The sequence below is a fragment of the Desulfovibrio biadhensis genome (genome assembly GCF_055388615.1).
In genome coordinates this window covers 145,456-162,745 of sequence record NZ_AP042477.1, presented here as the reverse complement: position 1 = coordinate 162,745, position 17,290 = coordinate 145,456, and the positions used below count along the sequence as shown (strand labels likewise).

The following is a 17,290-nucleotide window of genomic DNA, read 5'->3' as shown; positions in this document are numbered from 1 at the left end:
ACTTGCCTCCGTGTGGATTATTTACGTGGGAAGGTGCGCACTCATGAAGTAGGCGGGGCCGTGTGCCCCCAGTCTACGATGCGTGCGTCCATTTCGTCTTGAAGTTGTTTCACCAGGGGGTGATCCTCGAGCTGGTCCTTACACTCGTTGCGATTCATGACCTTGTTTTCAGGGGCATTGCCTTCCAGCCGTACCTCCTCGCCAAAGCATGACCTGGCCACGCGCAGGAGCCATTTGCCGTATTCGCCTTCCAGCAGCATGCAGCGTTGCACATCGCTGCGGCAGTCGAAGTAGAGGACGTTCTCTTCGCAGTCGTAATGCCCCTTTGCCTGGCGCAAGCGAGAGGGCGTTTGCCCATCTTCCTTGGCCATATCTTCGGCCGCCTGCATGAATCCCTGCCAGGATTTTTCATACGTCCTGGCTGTGTTCGGCCTGACTGTTTCCGGTTCGGCCTGGGGCGCCGGTTCCTGCATTTGATCCTGCATCGGTTCCGGTGCCTGTTCCGGTGCTTGTTCCATAACCGGCGCAGTCGTTACGGGTTGCGCCATCTGTTTTGGAGCCGGCCGTTTCCAGGGCGGCGCGTCACCAGCTTCGACGCTATTGGGGGCGCTGCTTTGCGGCTGACTATTGGAAGAGACGCCATCAACTGCAGTCTGCTGCGGTGCGGCAGCGCCGCGAGGGGGCAATGGACGCGGGGACTGCCCGCCCTGTGATGCGCCGTATCGGCCGCCAGGAGCGCCTGACGGGCCAGATGCACCACCGCCTCTGGCGCCACCAGGGGCGCCTCCGCCCGGAGCAGCGCCACCGGCAGGCTGCGCAACCTGTTCCAGGTTCACCAAAGAAGGCAGATACGCCAGGTTCAGGAGCAGCAACTCCAACGCCAGCGCGGGCTCCAGACTGGTGAGCACGCGGCGTTGCCCTTCCAGCGTCAGCTGCCATGCGGCGTGCACATGCTGCAGGGAGAAGTGTGACGACCACTCCAGCCACTGCTGGGCTTCCTCGTCGGTGAGCTCCAAAAGGGGCAGCGCCTTATCACCCGCCTGTTTGAGCAGGAAAAGATTGCGCCAGCACTGGGCCAGTTCACGCAGAAAAAAGCCCAGGTCCAGGCCCTGGTCCAGCAACTCGCGCAGGAGCGCGTTGATGCCCAGGGGGTCCTTGGCTTCCACTGCCTCCAGTACGCGGAAAAATATTTCATGCCCTGCAAGACCAAGCACGGCGCGCACGTCTTCGACTTCAAGGCGATCGCGCCCCATTGCCAAGGTCTGCCCCAGAAGAGACATGGAGTCGCGTACGCTGCCGGCAGCGCGACGGGCAATAAGCTGCACGGCACGGGGGTCATAGTCTGCCTGTTCTTGTTGCAGCACGTTTTCCAGGTGCGCCACAAGACCGGGCATGGTCAGCCGCTTGAAGGAGTAGTGCTGGCAGCGACTGATAATGGTGGGCAGTATTTTGTGCGGTTCCGTTGTGGCCAGAATGAAGGTCACGTTGCCGGGGGGTTCTTCCAGGGTCTTCAACAGGGCGTTGGACGCCTCCTTGGTGAGCATGTGGGCTTCATCGATGATGAAGACCTTGTACTTGCACTCCATAGGGGCGTACCCGATATCCTCGCGGATGCGTCGGGCGTCTTCAATGCCGCGGTTGGAAGCGCCGTCGATCTCGATGACGTCCACGGCCATGCCCTGCGTAATCTGCCTGCAATGCGCGCACTCGTTACAGGGCTCTTCTGTCGGCGCGTTCAGGCAGTTTATGGCCTTTGCCAGAATGCGCGCAACCGTGGTTTTGCCCACCCCGCGTGTGCCACTGAAAAGATATGCGGGGGCGATGCGGTCTTCGGCCGCAGCACGGGAAAGGATGCCCTTTAAGGTTTCCTGGCCGGCTACTTCAGAAAATCGTTGGGGCCGGTACTTGGCTGTGAGAGATGATTGGCTCATGTCCGCCTTGCCGGGTTTGTTCCCGCTTGAAAAATAAGCAGGAAAAGCGCTATGATAGCAGTACGCTTCCTGCAATGCTGGCGCGGGCCCCGCCGTTGTGGCGAAGCCCGCGCAGCATGATGTCGCGGTATTCTTCAGTACCCGAATGAGGGGGAACTAATCAAGGGTGTAAGTCTGCAGCCACTGCTTGTAGGCAGGGTCTGCGCCTTCTACCACCTTGAAGAAACGCTTTTGCAATTCCTTGGTTATGGGGCCGGCGTGTCCCTCGCCGATGGTGCGGCGGTCTACCTCGCGGATGGGGGTCAGTTCGGCTGCAGTGCCGCAGAAGAAGGCTTCGTCCGCACTGTACAATTCGTCACGGGTGAACTGCTGCTCCACGACCTTGTATCCCATGTCCTCGGCAACCGTGATCAGGCTGTGGCGGGTGATGCCTTCGAGGATGGAGGTCAGCGGCGTGGTTTTGATGATGCCGTTGCGAACGATGAAGATGTTCTCGCCCGAGGCTTCAGAAACATACCCGTTGACGTCGAGCATCAGGGCTTCGTCGTACCCGTCGGCAACAACTTCGGTCTTCGCCAGCACGGAGTTGACGTAGTTGCCCGAGATCTTGCCCTTGGTCATCATCACGTTCACGTGGTGACGGTTGAAGCTCGAAGTCTTGACGCGGATGCCCTTTTCCAAAGCTTCCTCACCAAGGTAGGCGCCCCAAGGCCAGGTGGCGATAATGGTCTGGATGGGGTTGTCACCGGGATGCACGCCCATATTCCCGTAGCCGATAAAACTGATGGGCCGGATGTAGCCGGAATCCATCTTATTGGCTTTCAGGGTCTCAACAATGGCGTCGCTGATTTCCTGTTCGGTAAAGGGAATTTTGAAATTTGCGATGTGAGCGCTGAGGAAAAGACGATGTACGTGTTCCTTCAGGCGGAATACGGCGGAGGAACCGTCAGCGCATTTGTAAGAGCGGATGCCTTCGAACGCGGAAACGCCATAGTGCAGCGTATGCGTCAGAACGTGAACCTTGGCTTCGCCCCAGGGAACCAGTTTGCCGTCAAACCATATAAATTCGCTTTCCTGGACCATACTAACCCTCGTTGCGGTCTTGCGAGCATATAGAAACAAATAGAGGCACCGTGCCAGCCAATACGCTTGCGTAGCGGGATACGCTAAATCAAGCGCAGAAGCAGGTCAAGCAAGACTGCAAAAATCAATGGGTAAAGAGGGTTAAGATGTTAATCCAGGAGCTCTTGCAATTCCTTGGTGCCCAGTTCCAACGGCATGGGGAATAAAAGCCCCAGTTCATTGCCATGAATCCAGTTCACGGAGGCCTTTGCTGCTATGCTGTGTCGCATGCACGGCGTGGCATCGAGCTTGGGCTGCACGTGCAGCTCCAGCACGCTGCCCAGGTCGTACCTGCTTTCGTCTTGCAAGCGCAGGCGAGCGTCGTATGGAGAGATGTGGATGATGTCGGCAACACTTTTACCGGAAGAAGCGTGCACTTCCCCGGTGTGGCACCTGGCATAAGCCCGGAATGTCTGGTTGTAGAAAAAACCGTTGCTGTTGCCCATGATACGCCCCTTTTGTTTTACGGAAGAAAACTGGCTGCAAATGCAGTCGCTGTATATTTACCGCGGGCGTAGTGGGGTTTCTCGTCGGCAGTTGGTCGATGCTGTGACGATTTGGTATCAGGGATATCTATTTGAAATCCAATAGTATCTTTTTGGCGCCCGGTCGCAGTGCATGCTCGAATGCCGTTGTGAACGCGGAAAATGGGTAGATGTTTTCAATCAGGGGGCGCACATCCACCCAGCGATTGGCCAGGTAGGGCACGGCTAAGGCAATATCGCCACAGCGCGAACCCACAATGTTGATTTCGTCCACCACAACCCGCGCCATGTCGATGGAACTGGTGTCATGGGAAGTGGTTTTGGCGACGATAGTGCCCTCCGGTCGTACCAGGTCGAGAACCTGTTGTATTGTCTGGGCTTTGCCGCTCGCTTCCACCACCACGTCAAAGCGCCCCAGCTCTTTGGACAGGGTGGGGATGCCCCCCTGCGCCGGAACTTTTGCCGTTGCGACGCCAGCCAGGGAAGCGATGGCCAGCTTGTCTTCGTGGCGGCCTGCCAATATCAGGGAAGGGCACGCAAAGCGCAGTCCCAGAGCGATGAGCAGCCCCAGCTTGCCGTCTCCCACCACCAGCAGTCTGGTTTTACCGGTAAGGTGCACCTGCTGCCCGATTTCCAAGGCGGCGGCCAAGGGCTCCGCAAAGACGGCCTCTTCGTCCGGCAGGCTCTCAGGCAGCTCCACCAGGTTTGCAACGGGCGCCAGACAGTATTCGGCAAAGCAACCGTCTTGATTTACAATGCCTAGTACGGTTCTGGTAGGGCAGTGGCGTTGTTGATCCCGGGCGCAAAAGCTGCATTGCCCGCAGGCGTAATTGATGTCCACCACCACGCGTTTCCCCAACAAATGGGGCGCGTCGTCGCTTGCCCCCGCGCGTATTACCTTTGCCACCAATTCGTGCCCAGGGATGCCGGAAAAGCCGTAGTACCCGGCCTGCAGCTCCACATCAGTGTTACAGATGCCGGCCATGCGTACTTCAAGGAGCGCCCACCCTGCCTTGGGTTCCGGCATGGGGCGTTCTTTCAGTGTTATTTCTCCCTTTTCAAAGTACGCAACCTGCATCGGTCATCCTCCCGGTTGGTGTTCATGCTTCTCGCATACATGAGGAGGCTACAGGAAAAAGCGGAATGCTGTCCATGGCGCGTGATGACGATTTCAGGTAGCTATCCTCTTGTTCCAGATGGAGGAGAATACATGAGCAGCATTTTGGCGCCGGTTCTTGAATTTGCGCGGCGGGCAGTTCGGGAAGTTCTGCAGCCTGGTGGTATTGCCGTGGACGCCACGGCAGGCAACGGCCACGATACGCTTTTTTTGGCGCAGACAGTTGGCAGTGATGGGCAGGTGCATGCTTTTGACGTGCAGCAAAGCGCCCTGGACGCCACCCGTGAAAGGCTTGCCGCCAACAACCTGACTGCGCACCTGCATTTGGTGGGGCATGAGCGGATGGCCGAAGTTGTACCGCCCCTGCTGCATGGGAAAGTCGGCGCCGCGATGTTCAATCTGGGATATTTGCCTGGCACGGAAGAAGGTGAAACGCCCTTGATTACAAGGCCGGAAACCACTCTGACCGCGCTGGATGCCGCGTTTGCCCTGCTTGCGCCGTCGGGGGTTTGCACCATTGTCTGCTATCTGGGGCACGCCGGCGGGCATGAAGAGGGCGCGTCCGTCGCCCAATGGTGCGCGAAGCTGGATATCAAGCAGGCCAGAGTCCTGCGCTACGAGCTGGTGAACAAACCCGGCAGCCCTATCGTGCTTTACTGTGTAAAGAAGAGTGGGTGAGGGGTATTATTTAGATAAAGAGGGTTGGCAAAAGGGGGCTTGGGAGAAAGAACATTTTCATACGTTCTTCCCCCCAAGGATACCCACCCCAATAGATTTTTATCTTTTACTTGGAGCCCCAGCGGTCGCCGCTCTGGCGGAAGTGAACACGGATGGGCGCATACTGGATACCTGCGAGCTTGCGCAACTGGTTTTCCAGATAGCGGGCATAGGAGGGCAGCACCCTGTCGGGGTCGTTGACAAAGAAGACGAATGTCGGCGGGTAGGTGTCCGCCTGTGTCAGATAATAGAATTTGGCGCGCCTGCGTTTGACCACGGGCGGTTGATGGCGCCCAAGCGCTTCGGCCATGACGCGGTTGAGTAGCCCCGTGGAGACGCGGACGCCACAGGAGGCGTAGAGCCTTTCTGCCAGGCGCAACAGTCCGCCTAGCCCTCTGCCTGTGAGCGCAGAGACAAACTTTACCGGCACGTGGGGACAGAGGCGCAGCGCATCGCGAAAATTCTTTTCCGCCTGCTTGCGCGCAGTACGGGGCACCAGGTCCATCTTGTTGATAAGCACGATGAAGGCTGTTTTTTCGCGGTCCAGGTAGGAGATGAGCTTCTTGTCCTGCGTGGTCACGCCTTGTGTGGCGTCGATGACAAAGAAGGTCACTTCAGCGCGTCTGCTACTGGCGAGGGCGGCCTGGACACTGAAACGCTCCACAGGGTCGTCTATGCGCGTACGCCGACGCACGCCCGCGGTGTCCACAAAGGTGTAGCGTCGCACCTCAGGGCGGGGCGAACAGGCCGCGTCCGAAGTTTCTTCACCTTCGGCGGCAGTATCGTCGCCTTCGGCACCGTCGGTATTTTTAGCCGCATCGATGGTCTCGTCGCGGTTATCGTCGTAATCGTCGTCGTAATCGTCGTCGTGACCAACGTCGTTATGATCGTCGCTATCAGCCGCAGTATCGTAGAGGGCCGCGGCATCTTCGCCAAATTCCAACGTGGCGATGTCTCCAGCCTCTGCATCGAGCATTTCGGAGGGGAAGTCTTCTTCCGACAGCGTTTCGGGCACATCCGGCTCGTCACACTCCAGATCCTCCGGCGAGAGGGGGATATCAACGGTGACATCCACGCTATCACGGGTGGTGCCCGCAATTTCGCTGACGATCATCCGGTTTTCTCCCAGAATCTTATTGACAATGGAGCTTTTACCGGCATTGGGGCGCCCCAGCATGGCCAAACGCAAGGGGCGGTCCGGCCCGGCTTCCTTGTCGGGTGTCAGGGCGTCGGGGTGTGCTTCAAGATAAGCGTTTACCCGCTGCTCCAGCTCCTCCACCATGTCGTCCAGGCGGTAGCCGTGTTCGGCGGAGACGGGAAGCATATCAAGGCCAAGCGCGTAGAAGTCGCTCAAGAGCAGGTCTTCCTGCTCACTACCGTCCACCTTGTTGACCACAAGCAGCACAGGCTTGTCGCTTTGGCGCACACGTTGGGCAAGGCGCTGGTCCAGAGGAGAGAGGCCTTCGCGCGCATCCACGACAAGTGCGATGGCATGGGCCTCGGCCATGGCTTCTTCCGCCTGTTGCAGCACTTCACGCTCAAAGCCGCGCAGGCCTTGCGGTCCTTCCTGGGGGGCTCCGGAATCATCCAGCAGAATGCCGCCTGTATCCACCATGTCAAAGTTCGCACCGGCGCGGCGCACCGTGCCGTACATGCGGTCACGGGTAACACCAGGGCGGTCATGGGTCAGAGCCCTGCGCCCCCGTAGCAAACGGTTGAAAAGCGTGGACTTGCCCACATTGGGACGGCCGATAAGCGCGACCAGAGGTCTTTTCATGGGAAGCCCTTTGCCTGTGTTATTCGCCGAAAGCCTTGGCGATGCTTTCAGTATAAGGAGGGCGCAGCACGCCCTTTTCGGTTACGATGCCGGCGATGAGCTCGTTCGGCGTCACGTCGAAGGCGTAGTTGAATACCGGCACGCCTTCAGGGCAGATGCAGGTCTCGCCAACGTGGGTCACTTCACGGGGGGTGCGTTCCTCAATGGGAATCAGGTCACCAGTGGGGGTGCGACGGTCAATGGTCGAAAGCGGCGCAGCCACGTAAAAGGGCACGCCGTGTTCTTTGGCCAGGATGGCGACGGAATAGGTGCCGATCTTGTTGGCGGCGTCGCCATTGGCGGCAATGCGGTCAGCACCCACAACCACCTTTTGCACCAGTCCTTTGCGCATCAACAGGCCACAGGCGTTATCGCAGGCTATGCGTACGGGAATCCCGTCCACATGGAGCTCATAGGCGGTAAGCCGCGCGCCCTGCAAAAAAGGGCGGGTTTCATTGGCAATGACGGAAACTTTTTTGCCTTGGTCCACGGCGCCGCGGATAACGCCCAGGGCTGTGCCGTAGCCAGCAGTGGCCAGTGCGCCCGCATTGCAATGGGTCATGACGGTGTCGCCTTCATCGATGAGCGCGCCCCCGTGCTTACCGATTTCTTTACAGATGGCGATGTCTTCGGCGTGCATCTTCTTGGCCAGTTCCAGCCACAGCTCCACCAGGGCGGCCAGTGTCAGCGCGGGGTTGTCCTTCTCGGCATCCGCTTTTGCCTGGCGCATTTGCTCCACGCCCCAACGCAGGTTCACAGCTGTGGGGCGAGCGTTTTCCAGCGCGGTCAGCTTTTCTTCCAGCAGCTTTTTGCCGGCGTCACCTTCTCCGCCCCCATTCAGGGCTTCCCGGGCTGCCAGATAGCAGCCATACGCTGCGGTAACGCCAATGGCAGGGGCGCCGCGTACTACCATGACCTGCAGCGCGTAGATGGTCTCCTCGGTATTGGAGCAGACGAACCAGTCCTCGCGTGTGGGGAGATAGCGCTGGTCGAGCAGTACAAGGTTGCCGGTGGCGGCATCGAATTGGATATGGTGTTCCATGACGGTAAATTCCTTTGCTTTGGTTAGCAGGGCAAGGGGCGCTAATCGAGCTCGTACTCGTCGCGCCAGTCACCTTCCTCACTCCAGGCCGGCTGGTCGGCCTTGCTGAAAAGATGGTTGCCAATGACAAGGTGGTCCATTTCCGTACGCATGAAGCAGCGGTAGGCGTCTTCCGGCGTACACACAATGGGCTCGCCGCGGACATTGAAGCTGGTGTCGACCACCAGGCCGCAGCCGGTGCGCTCCTTGAAGGCGCGTAACAACTGATGATAGCGGGGATTGGTTTCCTTGTGCACGGTCTGAATACGCGCGGAATAGTCCACATGGGTCACGGCCGGGATGTCTGAACGCTGGTGGTACAGCCGTTGCCACATCTCCATGTCCTCGTAGCCATCCGGCAGCGGATTGCGCCTGGCTTCCTGCACGGGCGCCACCAGCAGCATATAGGGCGAGGCCGCGCCTTCGAGACCAAAATATTCTTCTGCGTCTTCCGCCAGCACAGAGGGAGCAAAGGGGCGGAAGCCTTCTCGATACTTGATTTTCAGGTTGAGCTTCTTTTGCATCTCAGGATCACGGGGATCCCCAAGGATGCTGCGGTTGCCCAGTGCTCGCGGCCCCCATTCCATGCGCCCCTGAAACCAGCCGATGGCTGCGCCGGTCTCCAGATGCTGGGCGACCTTGGCGCACAGCTCGGAAAAGGATTCATACTTTGTTGCCACGGCCTTGTGCCGGCGCAGAAGGCGCAGAACGTAGCCTTCTCCGTAAAAGGGCCCCAGGTAGGAGCCTTGCATGGCGTCCATGGTTTCGGGGGGGCGGCGCATCTGCCCCAGTGCTATATGGTGGGCGGCCAGGGCAGCGCCCAGAGCGCCGCCAGCATCGCCTGCAGCGGGCTGAATCCAGATGTCATCAAAGATGCGGCTGCGTTGCAGTTTACCGTTTGCAACACAGTTGAGGGCGACGCCACCGGCCATGACAAGGTTCTTGCTGCCGGTGAGTTCGCGTGTGGTCCGGGCCAGGCGAAAGACGACATCCTCGGTTATTTCCTGGATGGCCAGGGCCATGTCCATGTAAGGTTGGGTTATTTCAGACTCAGGCTGGCGACGGGGAATGCCAAAAAGTGCGGCGAACTTCTTGTCCCTGCACATGCGCAGACCCGTGGCAAAGTCGAAGTAATCCATGTTCAAGAGCAGAGAACCGTCTTCACGCAGGTCTATCAGCTCATCCAGGATGCATTGTTTCCAACGCCTGGTGTTTTCACTTTCCGGATTGCCGTAAGGCGCAAGGCCCATGAGTTTGTACTCTCCGGAGTTGACCTTGAACCCCGTATAATAGGTGAAGGCCGAGTAAAGCAGCCCCAGGGAGTGTGGGAAGTCGAGCTGCTTGAGGATGGTGATGTCTTTGCCCTTGCCGTGGCCAATGGTTGTGGTGGCCCATTCGCCTACGCCATCCACCGTAAGGATGGCTGCGTCTTCAAAATGCGATGGGTAAAAGGCGCTGGCAACGTGGGAAAGGTGATGCTCCGGAAAGAAAAGGGGCGGTTCGCCTGGGCCCAGTTTGGCCAATTCTTCCTTGAGCATTTTTTTCATGAACAGCTTTTCCTTGATCCATACAGGCATGGCAGAAAGAAAGCTGCGTAGTCCCCGGGGGGCAAAGGCGTGATAGGTCTCGAGCAGGCGTTCGAATTTCAGGTAGGGCTTGTCGTAAAAGGCGACAGCATCCAGGTCTGCAGGCCTCAAGCCCGCTTCCTCCATGACAAAACGCGCCGCATTGATCGGAAAAGAGGCATCATGCTTCTTGCGGGTAAAGCGCTCTTCATGGGCGGCAGCAATGATTTCACCGCCAATGATGAGGGCGGCGGCGCTATCGTGATAGAATGCCGAGAGGCCGAGTACGGCTTTAGCCATGCGGACGTCCTTCTTCTTTAGAAGATGGTGTAAATGAACGGCGCTACGGCGGAGCCGCTGGTAAGCACTATGAGTACGCCGAAAAAGAGCAGCGTGAGAATGGCCGGCAGCAGCCAGAATTTTTTCCTCACTTTCAAAAACTTCCACAAGTCACGCAGAAAATCCATTGCTTCTCTCCAAGTTCGCGGCAACTTGTCGGGGTATCCGGTCCGGATGCCATTGCCGCCCCCCCTTTTGAAATGGGCGTATACGGTTGCAAACGTGCTATTTCTTCATAAGGGAGCACGCTCAGGTGCGGTGCGCCACAAACGGTATTCTTCGGTTCCGTCCAAGACGGTCTAGAACATATTTTCCAGGTCTTGGGCAGCAACAGTTACGTTACGCTCATGGAACACGGAACCCTGATCTTTTTTCCATTTTTTAAGGCCCATGGCGTCTGCGCCTGTAAATTGGCGAAACAATGCAATGGGCGTGACCACCAGAAAAAACACGAGGGTCAGGATCACTTTGGACATTACTGTGCCCATAAGTTCGGACAGGCCAAACCAGAGAGCTGCAAAAAACCGGAATAATGTGGGGCGGATCATGAGCAGCAACACAACCACGATGAGCGCCGGCATCAGCCAGCTCTGCTTTGTGATCTGAAAGGCAATGAGCCCCACGAGCACAAGGGCCATGCCCGCGTCCTTGCATTGGTCCTTCGTCGGGCGCGAGAAAAAGCCGGGTTTACAATCGTTGGCCATGAGCGCTCTCTTTTTTAGCCTTCAAGTTTTTGCTTGAGTATCTGGTTCACCAGTGCGGGATTGGCTTTTCCCTTCGTCTTTTTCATCACCTGCCCCACAAAAAAGCCCATGAGCTTGGTCTTGCCCCCTTTGTAGGCGGCAACCTCGTCGGGGCTGGCGTCCAGCACTTCCTGCACCGCCCCTTCAAGCTCAGAAGAATCGGAAATCTGGACCAGGCCTTTTTCTTCGATGTAGGACTTGGGCTCGGCGCCGCTCGAAAAAAGGTTCGGAAAGATTTGTTTGCCGATTTTGCCGCTGATGACACCGTCTTCAACCAGCTTCACCAGGGCCGCCAACTTCTCCGGCCCCATGGCGCATTCCGTTGCTTTGCCGTTGCAAGCGTGTATTTCACGAAGAAATTCGGTCATCATCCAGTTGGCAATTTTCTTGGGCGCATCAAAACTTTTGATGGCTTCCTCGAAATAGTCTGCCAGGTCCCGCTCCGCCGTCAGCAGGGCGGCGTCCGCAGCAGGCAGACCGTAATCTTCCACAAAACGTTGCTCACGCTCGCGTGGCAGTTCCGGCAGTTCGCTCTGCCAACGCTCCAGCCAGTCGGATTCGATCATCACGGGGACCAGATCAGGGTCCGGGAAATAGCGGTAGTCGTGGGCTTCTTCCTTGCCGCGCATGGAAAAGGTCGCGTTCTTGTCAGCATCATAGAGCCTGGTTTCCTGCACGACCTTTTCGCCGTCCTCCAACAGGTCGCGCTGGCGCTCCACTTCGTATTCCAACCCTTTCTGCACGTGGCGGAAGGAGTTCATGTTTTTCAGTTCGGTGCGTGTGCCGAATTCCTCTTGCCCAAAGGGGCGCAGGGAAATGTTGGCGTCGCACCGGAAGCTGCCTTCCTCCATGTTGCCGTCGCAAATGCCCAGGTACACCAGGATGGAGTGCAGGCCCTTTAAGTAGGCCACCGCTTCTTCCGGGCTGCGCATGTCCGGGTCGGAAACTATTTCAATGAGGGGCACGCCGGAGCGGTTCAGATCAACATAGCTGGCGTTTTCCGTCTGGGAATGGATGCTTTTGCCCGCGTCATCCTCCATGTGGATGCGCAGGATGCCGACGCGCTTTGCCCCGGCAGCCGTTTCTATATCAAGGTGGCCATGCTCCGCCAGGGGCTCTTCGTACTGCGATATCTGATAGCCCTTCGGCAGGTCCGGGTAGAAATAGTTCTTGCGCGCAAACACCGACGAAGGGTTCACGGTGCAGTCCACGGCTAGGGCCATTTTGCACGCGTATTCCACGGCGCGACGGTTGAGCACGGGCAATACGCCAGGCTGCCCTGTGCAAACCTCACATACGTTGGAGTTGGGATCATTGCCGAATTTGGTGGAGCAGCCGCAGAACAGCTTTGACTGCGTGAGCAATTGCGCGTGCACTTCTAGTCCGATCACGGTTTCGTAACTGGCCATGCTAGTTCCTTCACTTGGGCCGCGAGAGGGATTCCGGGCAATACCCGTTCCTGGCGCGGCGCGTCGCATCATTGGTCCGATTTCTGCCCCTGGCCGTAAAGCGCCGGGTTGGTGCTCGGGTCGTTGTACATTTTGAACTGGCGATAGATCATGGGGCGTTTTAACCCGCAGGCATAGTCTCCAAGCAATTCCAGCAGGCTGCGTTGCAAATCGTCACGCTGTCGGATGAGCAATGCGTGTTTGTCGCGACAACGCGCAATGTGCTCCGGCAAGGCGTCCTGGCGTTCGGTTTCTGCCTGCATGTGATACATCTTCAAATACAGAATGGAAAGCCTGTCCAGCCCGCTGCCCATGGTTTCGGTATTGTAGCGGCAGGGGGTCTCCGGCGGAAGAAAGGACGCTATCAGGGACTCCAGACGCGCGTCAAGACGCTCTATGCCGTCGTTGCGGCGCTGGTTCATGGCGTCGATGGCGCGTTTGCAGCGGGCCACATGCTCAGGGCCCATGTCGTCGCGCCTGGCTTCATCTTCCAGATGCCAGAGTTTGAAATTTGAAAGATGCACGGTCAAAGCCTGGTGGAGGAACGCCGTCTCTGCGTCGGGCGTTTCCGGAACTTCAGGCTCGTTTGTGTGCCATGCGGCGACATGGTGTGCAAATGCCTGGAAGCATTCGCACAAAGCGTTTTCCATCGCCTTGGCCTGAGGAGAGGTAGTGTGCTGCATACTGTATAGTACCGAATGGATGTGCAGGTAGCTGGAAGCTCCTACTGGTATTCGATGCCCGCGTCAAAGTATTTGCCTACGCCATAATCGCGCCGGCGGAAAAATTTGTCCGGGCTGGGGCCAATTATCTGTAATTCAGGCTGGCGCGACTGCATGTCCAAAGCGATTTTCATCTCCTTGGTGCACCCTGTGGAGTAGGTGCTGTCCTTGCCTGACCATAAAGAGGGCACTTTTTCGCCCATCAAATCAAAGCTGCGCTCGATGTCGTTCACGGTCTGAAATCGCCAAACGTCCAACAGGCCGGACCGCTGCACGCGCTCCCACATATACATCAGGTCGTCACCATCCATGCCGGGTTCAAAATGTTCGGCCGGGTTGATGATAAAAGTGCCGTCCAGCTTTTTGCGCAGGTGATCCACAAAGGTGTTCAACACCTTGATTGCTGTGGATGTTTCGCCGGGGATGGAGCCTACAATGGCGCTGTAGAACATTACGGTGTCGCCTTCCTGTTTGGCCTGGCGCATGCTCCGGATGATCTGCTCAGACTTGGTGCGCAGGTCCTGCTCCGTGATTTTACGCAGGGAGTCTGGCCTGGGTTTGAAAAGAACCTCACACTCGCGATTGAAGCGACGTTGCAGGCAGAGAATATCGCGTGTGAACTGATGATCGCACTCGATGAACCGGCGTACGTTGGAGTGCCCTTTGGTAATGATGAGGTCTGCCTCTTTCCATGCGCGGGCAAACGTGACGTTGACACGGTAGAGATTCAGGCGCTCCACCGTGCCGTCGGAAATGACGACAAAACGGTGTTCGCGGAGCAAGCGCAACAGCTTATTTTTGCTGACGCGGTCTTCTGCCAGCACATAGGCGTCGGCCAGGGCTCTTGAAAGGGCGGGGTCATGCTCCATGTCCCACAGGGCCGGCGCCTGAAAGTAGAACCCTTCCTTCAGGGCCATTATGACCTGATGCCCGAGGCGGAGAAGGGTTTTGGCGATGAGGATATCGAACATCACGGCGCCGCTCGTGCGCGGAATGTAGAGAATCTTTTTGGGCCCACCGCTGCCAGGGCCAAGGGTGGTCGTCAGGTGTTCCGCACCATGAAAAGGGCGGCCGCATTCTTTTTCCATGGCTTCAATGGCAGGCGGTTCTTCTCCCCCGTGCCAGATGGCGCCCCAGCCGGAAAGAACGAACAGCCGTTGCAATTCCATGAGGTCCAGTTCCCAGCGCAGGTCTTCGATTCTGCCGCAATGGGCGTGCTCGTGGCACACCGAAACCACGCGGTCGAACATGGGGCTGTGTATAAAATTTTCCACGCGTTGGTTGTGGAGTTTCTTGCGCTCCCGATAGGGGTCCTGCAGGCCGCTCTGGGTCAGGACGATGCTGGCCAGTCGCTTCATCAGCCGAGAAGGAATCACAATGTGTGAATCCTTTACGAGATTATAGCGGTGGCGGCAGAGAATCCGGATGCGCTGGCGCATGTAGCGGTCTTCGATATTCTGTTCGATGAGTCGCTCCACAACGCGCCAGACCGTTTCGTAGGACTGCAGCAATTCCGGGGGAGCTTCGGCCGCCAGCAGACCGCGGAACACCTCATCGGAACAGGGGGCGTAGATCTGGTCCTCATCCATGGCCACCATAAAGCGCAACTGTTCGGGCGAGGCGTTCAAAAAGGGGTTCAGCAGGTACTCGAGGTTGTTTTCCGTCATGAAATGCAGCACCCAGGCATCCAACTGGGGGTCATTGCCAAAGCGCAGGTCGCTTGCCGAACGGATGTCGTGCATGTCCGGCATACACTCGGAGCTTTTGGTCATGATGCTGCCTCCTCTCCGCCCCCTGCGCATCCGTGCGCGGCTGCTTCGCCGGGCATGGTTTCGCGCACAAAGCCTTTGGCCCTGAGTGTGGCAAAGTAGCTTGCGCCCCCGAGCCTAACTATGCAGAAGCCCTTTTCCGCACGGCGGATGCGCACGATGTCGCCACATTCGAGGCGATAGCCTTCCTGACCGTCCATGGTCAGGTATATGTCGGCTGTGGTGGCGAGGATTTTCAGTTCCAGCACGGCCTCCTGGGGCAGCACCAGCGGATTGAATTCTCGCATAAAGGGGCAAATGGCGGTGAGGCTGTATGCCTGCAGAGCAGGGTGCAACATGGGGCCGTTGGCCGATACGCCATACCCCGTTGCGCCTGTGGGCGTAGAAACTATGAAACCGTCTGAACGCACAAGGGCCATGTGCTCGCCATCCACCGTGACGTCTATGGGCACCAGTCTGGCCAGTGCGCCGCGGGAAACCACCAGGTCGTTGATGACGCGCCCCTGGAAGAGCGGCTTGTCATGGTTCTCACGCAGAACTTCAAACTCCAGGGCCAGGCGCTCGCTTATCTGGACCCCGTTTTTGATGACTTCGGCCAGGGCGTTTTTCCAATTGGTGGGGCAAAGCTCGGTAAGGAAACCGACCTTGCCCAGGTTCACGCCCAGGAGCGGGGCCATGCATTGCAGCCTGCGGGCCACGCTGAGCATGGTGCCGTCGCCCCCCAAGACCAAAACCAGGTCGGGTTCAGGCCCTATGTCCTGCACGGCGTCGTCAAATGCAAGCTCCAGAGCCGCGCGGCTTTCTGGGTTTTCCACCTGACGCACGGCCACACCGCGCTCTTTGAGCCAGGTGACCATCTCGTTCCCAAGTTTGTGTGCCCGGGAATCCTCGGCCTTGGTAATCAGCAGAACTGAATTGATTGCGTGCGCCATGGGGAGATCATGTAGTCTAAACCCGTTGGGGATTCAAGGCGATATGCTTACCCATTTGCCGTCTCTTTATTGGGTGTGTGTCCTGGAAAGGAAGATGCGTCCGTGTAAGGTCACTCTCCCGAGGATATCCCGTGCGTTTTGAGTTTGCGGTAGAGGTAGCTGCGTTCAAGGTTGATGGCCTCGGCCAGTGCCGAAACGCTCCCCCCGTATTCCTTGAGCTTGGCTTCCAGGAAACGGGCCTCAAAGGCCTGGCGCGCGGCCTTGAAGTCATCCGGAATGTCAGGAGACAAAGGTATTTCGCTTCCTTCTTTATCTTCCACATTTGTTTGCAATCTGGCGCCGAATTCAGGAGGCAGGTCCGCGGGGGTCACTTCTCCACCTGGATGTAGGATGTGCATGCGCTCCACAAAATTTTTGAGTTCTCGCACATTGCCGGGCCATGGGTAACGGGCCAGCGCTTCCAGGGCTTCCGGGGAAAATCGCAGGGGCTTGAAGCCGTGCTCCCTGGCCAGGGTCTGGCCGAATTCCTCGATGAACAGGGGCAGGTCATCTGGCCGGCGGCGTAGCGGGGGCACTTCCAGGGGGAAGACCTTGAGCCGGTAGTAGAGGTCTTCGCGGAAGTTGCCGCCCCTGATTTCTTCTTCCAGATTTTTGTTGGTGGCGGCTATGACGCGTACGTCCACGCTGATGCTGCGGCGGCCGCCCACGCGTTCAAAGCTTTGCTCCTGGAGAATACGCAAGATCTTTGCCTGGGTCTTCAGGCTCATGTCGCCTATTTCGTCCAGAAACAGGGTGCCTTTGTGGGCCATTTCGAACTTTCCCGTATGGGGGGCGTCCGCGCCCGTGAAAGCGCCCCTTTCGTGCCCAAACAGTTCGCTTTCAATGAGTTCTTCGGGGATGGCGGCGCAGTTGACAGCCACCATGGGTTTTTCATTGCGTCGGCTTTTACGGTGGATGGAGCGCGCCACGATCTCTTTGCCCGTGCCGTTTTCACCTGTGATCAGCACCCATGCCTCGGTTGGGGCGACCTGCTCTATCTGGCGACGCAGGTCCTGGATGGCGGTGGAGCTCCCGGTGGGGGCCTGGGCGCCAGTGTCGCGCAGGGAACGCTTCAAAGCCTGATTTTCCCGTTGCAGTTCCTGGAACTTCAGGGCTTTGTTCACGGTAATGACGACTTTTTCCAGGGAAAGGGGCTTTTCGATGAAGTCGAACGCACCTTTTTTTATGGCGTTGACTGCGGTTTCTATGCTGCCGTGGCCGGAAATCATCACCACCTGAGGCGCGGCATCGCGGCTGCGTACTGTCTCCAGCACTTCAAGTCCGTCCTTGCCGGGGAGCCAGATGTCCAAAAGCATAAGGTCTGGATGTGCGCTTGCCACCTGTTCGAGAGCCTGTTCACCGCTGCCGGCCTCGGAGACATGATACCCTTCGTCTTCCAGGATGCCGCGCAGGGAAAGGCGAATGCCTTCTTCATCGTCAACAATCAGAATATGTTCAGCCATG

General features: G+C 57.9%; 15 protein-coding genes. 1 reads left to right on the top strand and 14 read right to left on the bottom strand.

Annotation, left to right across the window (positions count from 1 at the left end):
- Positions 1 to 41: 41 nt before the first annotated feature.
- The 4 genes from dnaX to ACZ5EH_RS00660 all read right to left on the bottom strand — a co-directional run bounded on the left by dnaX (position 42) and on the right by ACZ5EH_RS00660 (position 4,616).
- A complete protein-coding gene (gene dnaX / locus ACZ5EH_RS00675; RefSeq protein ID WP_464276218.1) occupies positions 42 to 1,931 on the bottom strand; it encodes a DNA polymerase III subunit gamma/tau in 1,890 nt (629 codons plus the stop codon).
- 156 nt (positions 1,932 to 2,087) lie between these two features.
- Positions 2,088 to 3,014 carry a branched-chain amino acid transaminase gene (locus tag ACZ5EH_RS00670; protein ID WP_464276217.1) on the bottom strand — a complete coding sequence of 309 codons (927 nt, stop codon included), beginning with the start codon at positions 3,012 to 3,014 and terminating at the stop codon, positions 2,088 to 2,090.
- A 149-nt stretch (positions 3,015 to 3,163) separates the two neighbouring features.
- Positions 3,164 to 3,499: a hypothetical protein gene (locus tag ACZ5EH_RS00665; RefSeq protein ID WP_464276216.1), complete on the bottom strand. Its 336-nt coding sequence runs from the start codon at positions 3,497 to 3,499 to the stop codon at positions 3,164 to 3,166.
- A gap of 127 nt (positions 3,500 to 3,626) precedes the next feature.
- On the bottom strand, positions 3,627 to 4,616 hold the full coding sequence (locus ACZ5EH_RS00660) for an MDR/zinc-dependent alcohol dehydrogenase-like family protein (protein ID WP_464276215.1): 990 nt from the start codon (positions 4,614 to 4,616) through the stop codon (positions 3,627 to 3,629).
- Positions 4,617 to 4,748: 132 nt separating this feature from the next.
- Here ACZ5EH_RS00660 and mnmM point away from each other — a divergent pair, with 132 nt between their 5' ends.
- Positions 4,749 to 5,333, top strand: a complete 585-nt coding sequence (gene mnmM / locus ACZ5EH_RS00655) for a tRNA 5-(aminomethyl)-2-thiouridylate-methyltransferase MnmM (RefSeq protein WP_464276214.1) — start codon at positions 4,749 to 4,751, stop codon at positions 5,331 to 5,333.
- Between the two features lie 106 nt (positions 5,334 to 5,439).
- On the opposite strand, the gene ACZ5EH_RS00650 is transcribed toward mnmM, so the two are convergent.
- The 10 genes from ACZ5EH_RS00650 to ACZ5EH_RS00605 form a co-directional block, all read right to left on the bottom strand.
- Entirely contained in the window at positions 5,440 to 7,149 is a 1,710-nt protein-coding gene (locus ACZ5EH_RS00650; protein WP_464276213.1) for a ribosome biogenesis GTPase Der, read from the bottom strand.
- A gap of 19 nt (positions 7,150 to 7,168) precedes the next feature.
- Positions 7,169 to 8,230 (bottom strand): S-methyl-5-thioribose-1-phosphate isomerase, encoded by a 1,062-nt coding sequence (gene mtnA / locus ACZ5EH_RS00645; RefSeq protein ID WP_464276212.1) that lies wholly within the window; start codon positions 8,228 to 8,230, stop codon positions 7,169 to 7,171.
- 41 nt (positions 8,231 to 8,271) lie between these two features.
- Positions 8,272 to 10,134, bottom strand: a complete 1,863-nt coding sequence (locus ACZ5EH_RS00640; RefSeq protein WP_464276211.1) for a carbamoyltransferase family protein — start codon at positions 10,132 to 10,134, stop codon at positions 8,272 to 8,274.
- Positions 10,135 to 10,151: 17 nt separating this feature from the next.
- Positions 10,152 to 10,301 (bottom strand): DUF5989 family protein, encoded by a 150-nt coding sequence (locus ACZ5EH_RS00635; RefSeq protein ID WP_464276210.1) that lies wholly within the window; start codon positions 10,299 to 10,301, stop codon positions 10,152 to 10,154.
- Between the two features lie 171 nt (positions 10,302 to 10,472).
- Complete coding sequence (locus tag ACZ5EH_RS00630; protein ID WP_464276209.1) at positions 10,473 to 10,877, bottom strand: SxtJ family membrane protein; 405 nt, start codon at positions 10,875 to 10,877, stop codon at positions 10,473 to 10,475.
- 14 nt (positions 10,878 to 10,891) lie between these two features.
- Entirely contained in the window at positions 10,892 to 12,325 is a 1,434-nt protein-coding gene (gene gatB / locus ACZ5EH_RS00625) for an Asp-tRNA(Asn)/Glu-tRNA(Gln) amidotransferase subunit GatB (RefSeq protein ID WP_464276208.1), read from the bottom strand.
- A gap of 68 nt (positions 12,326 to 12,393) precedes the next feature.
- On the bottom strand, positions 12,394 to 13,047 hold the full coding sequence (locus ACZ5EH_RS00620) for a DUF4254 domain-containing protein (protein ID WP_464276207.1): 654 nt from the start codon (positions 13,045 to 13,047) through the stop codon (positions 12,394 to 12,396).
- A gap of 41 nt (positions 13,048 to 13,088) precedes the next feature.
- A complete protein-coding gene (locus ACZ5EH_RS00615) occupies positions 13,089 to 14,858 on the bottom strand; it encodes an ARMT1-like domain-containing protein (RefSeq protein WP_464276206.1) in 1,770 nt (589 codons plus the stop codon).
- Entirely contained in the window at positions 14,855 to 15,787 is a 933-nt protein-coding gene (locus ACZ5EH_RS00610; RefSeq protein ID WP_464276205.1) for an NAD(+)/NADH kinase, read from the bottom strand. Before ACZ5EH_RS00610 ends, ACZ5EH_RS00615 begins: the two co-directional genes overlap by 4 nt.
- 110 nt (positions 15,788 to 15,897) lie before the next feature.
- Positions 15,898 to 17,289, bottom strand: a complete 1,392-nt coding sequence (locus ACZ5EH_RS00605; protein WP_464276204.1) for a sigma-54-dependent transcriptional regulator — start codon at positions 17,287 to 17,289, stop codon at positions 15,898 to 15,900.
- Position 17,290: the final 1 nt, after the last annotated feature.

Excerpts from the sequence above, each read along its gene's own strand:
- ACZ5EH_RS00670 (WP_464276217.1), bottom strand. The coding sequence starts at position 3,014 with ATGGTCCAGGAAAGCGAATTTATATGGTTTGACGGCAAACTGGTTCCC.
- ACZ5EH_RS00620 (WP_464276207.1), bottom strand. The coding sequence starts at position 13,047 with ATGCAGCACACTACCTCTCCTCAGGCCAAGGCGATGGAAAACGCTTTG.
- dnaX (WP_464276218.1), bottom strand. The coding sequence starts at position 1,931 with ATGAGCCAATCATCTCTCACAGCCAAGTACCGGCCCCAACGATTTTCT.
- ACZ5EH_RS00640 (WP_464276211.1), bottom strand. The coding sequence starts at position 10,134 with ATGGCTAAAGCCGTACTCGGCCTCTCGGCATTCTATCACGATAGCGCC.
- ACZ5EH_RS00660 (WP_464276215.1), bottom strand. The coding sequence starts at position 4,616 with ATGCAGGTTGCGTACTTTGAAAAGGGAGAAATAACACTGAAAGAACGC.
- ACZ5EH_RS00635 (WP_464276210.1), bottom strand. The coding sequence starts at position 10,301 with ATGGATTTTCTGCGTGACTTGTGGAAGTTTTTGAAAGTGAGGAAAAAA.
- mnmM (WP_464276214.1), top strand. The coding sequence starts at position 4,749 with ATGAGCAGCATTTTGGCGCCGGTTCTTGAATTTGCGCGGCGGGCAGTT.
- ACZ5EH_RS00610 (WP_464276205.1), bottom strand. The coding sequence starts at position 15,787 with ATGGCGCACGCAATCAATTCAGTTCTGCTGATTACCAAGGCCGAGGAT.
- ACZ5EH_RS00630 (WP_464276209.1), bottom strand. The coding sequence starts at position 10,877 with ATGGCCAACGATTGTAAACCCGGCTTTTTCTCGCGCCCGACGAAGGAC.
- mtnA (WP_464276212.1), bottom strand. The coding sequence starts at position 8,230 with ATGGAACACCATATCCAATTCGATGCCGCCACCGGCAACCTTGTACTG.
- ACZ5EH_RS00665 (WP_464276216.1), bottom strand. The coding sequence starts at position 3,499 with ATGGGCAACAGCAACGGTTTTTTCTACAACCAGACATTCCGGGCTTAT.
- gatB (WP_464276208.1), bottom strand. The coding sequence starts at position 12,325 with ATGGCCAGTTACGAAACCGTGATCGGACTAGAAGTGCACGCGCAATTG.
- ACZ5EH_RS00615 (WP_464276206.1), bottom strand. The coding sequence starts at position 14,858 with ATGACCAAAAGCTCCGAGTGTATGCCGGACATGCACGACATCCGTTCG.
- ACZ5EH_RS00650 (WP_464276213.1), bottom strand. The coding sequence starts at position 7,149 with ATGAAAAGACCTCTGGTCGCGCTTATCGGCCGTCCCAATGTGGGCAAG.
- ACZ5EH_RS00605 (WP_464276204.1), bottom strand. The coding sequence starts at position 17,289 with ATGGCTGAACATATTCTGATTGTTGACGATGAAGAAGGCATTCGCCTT.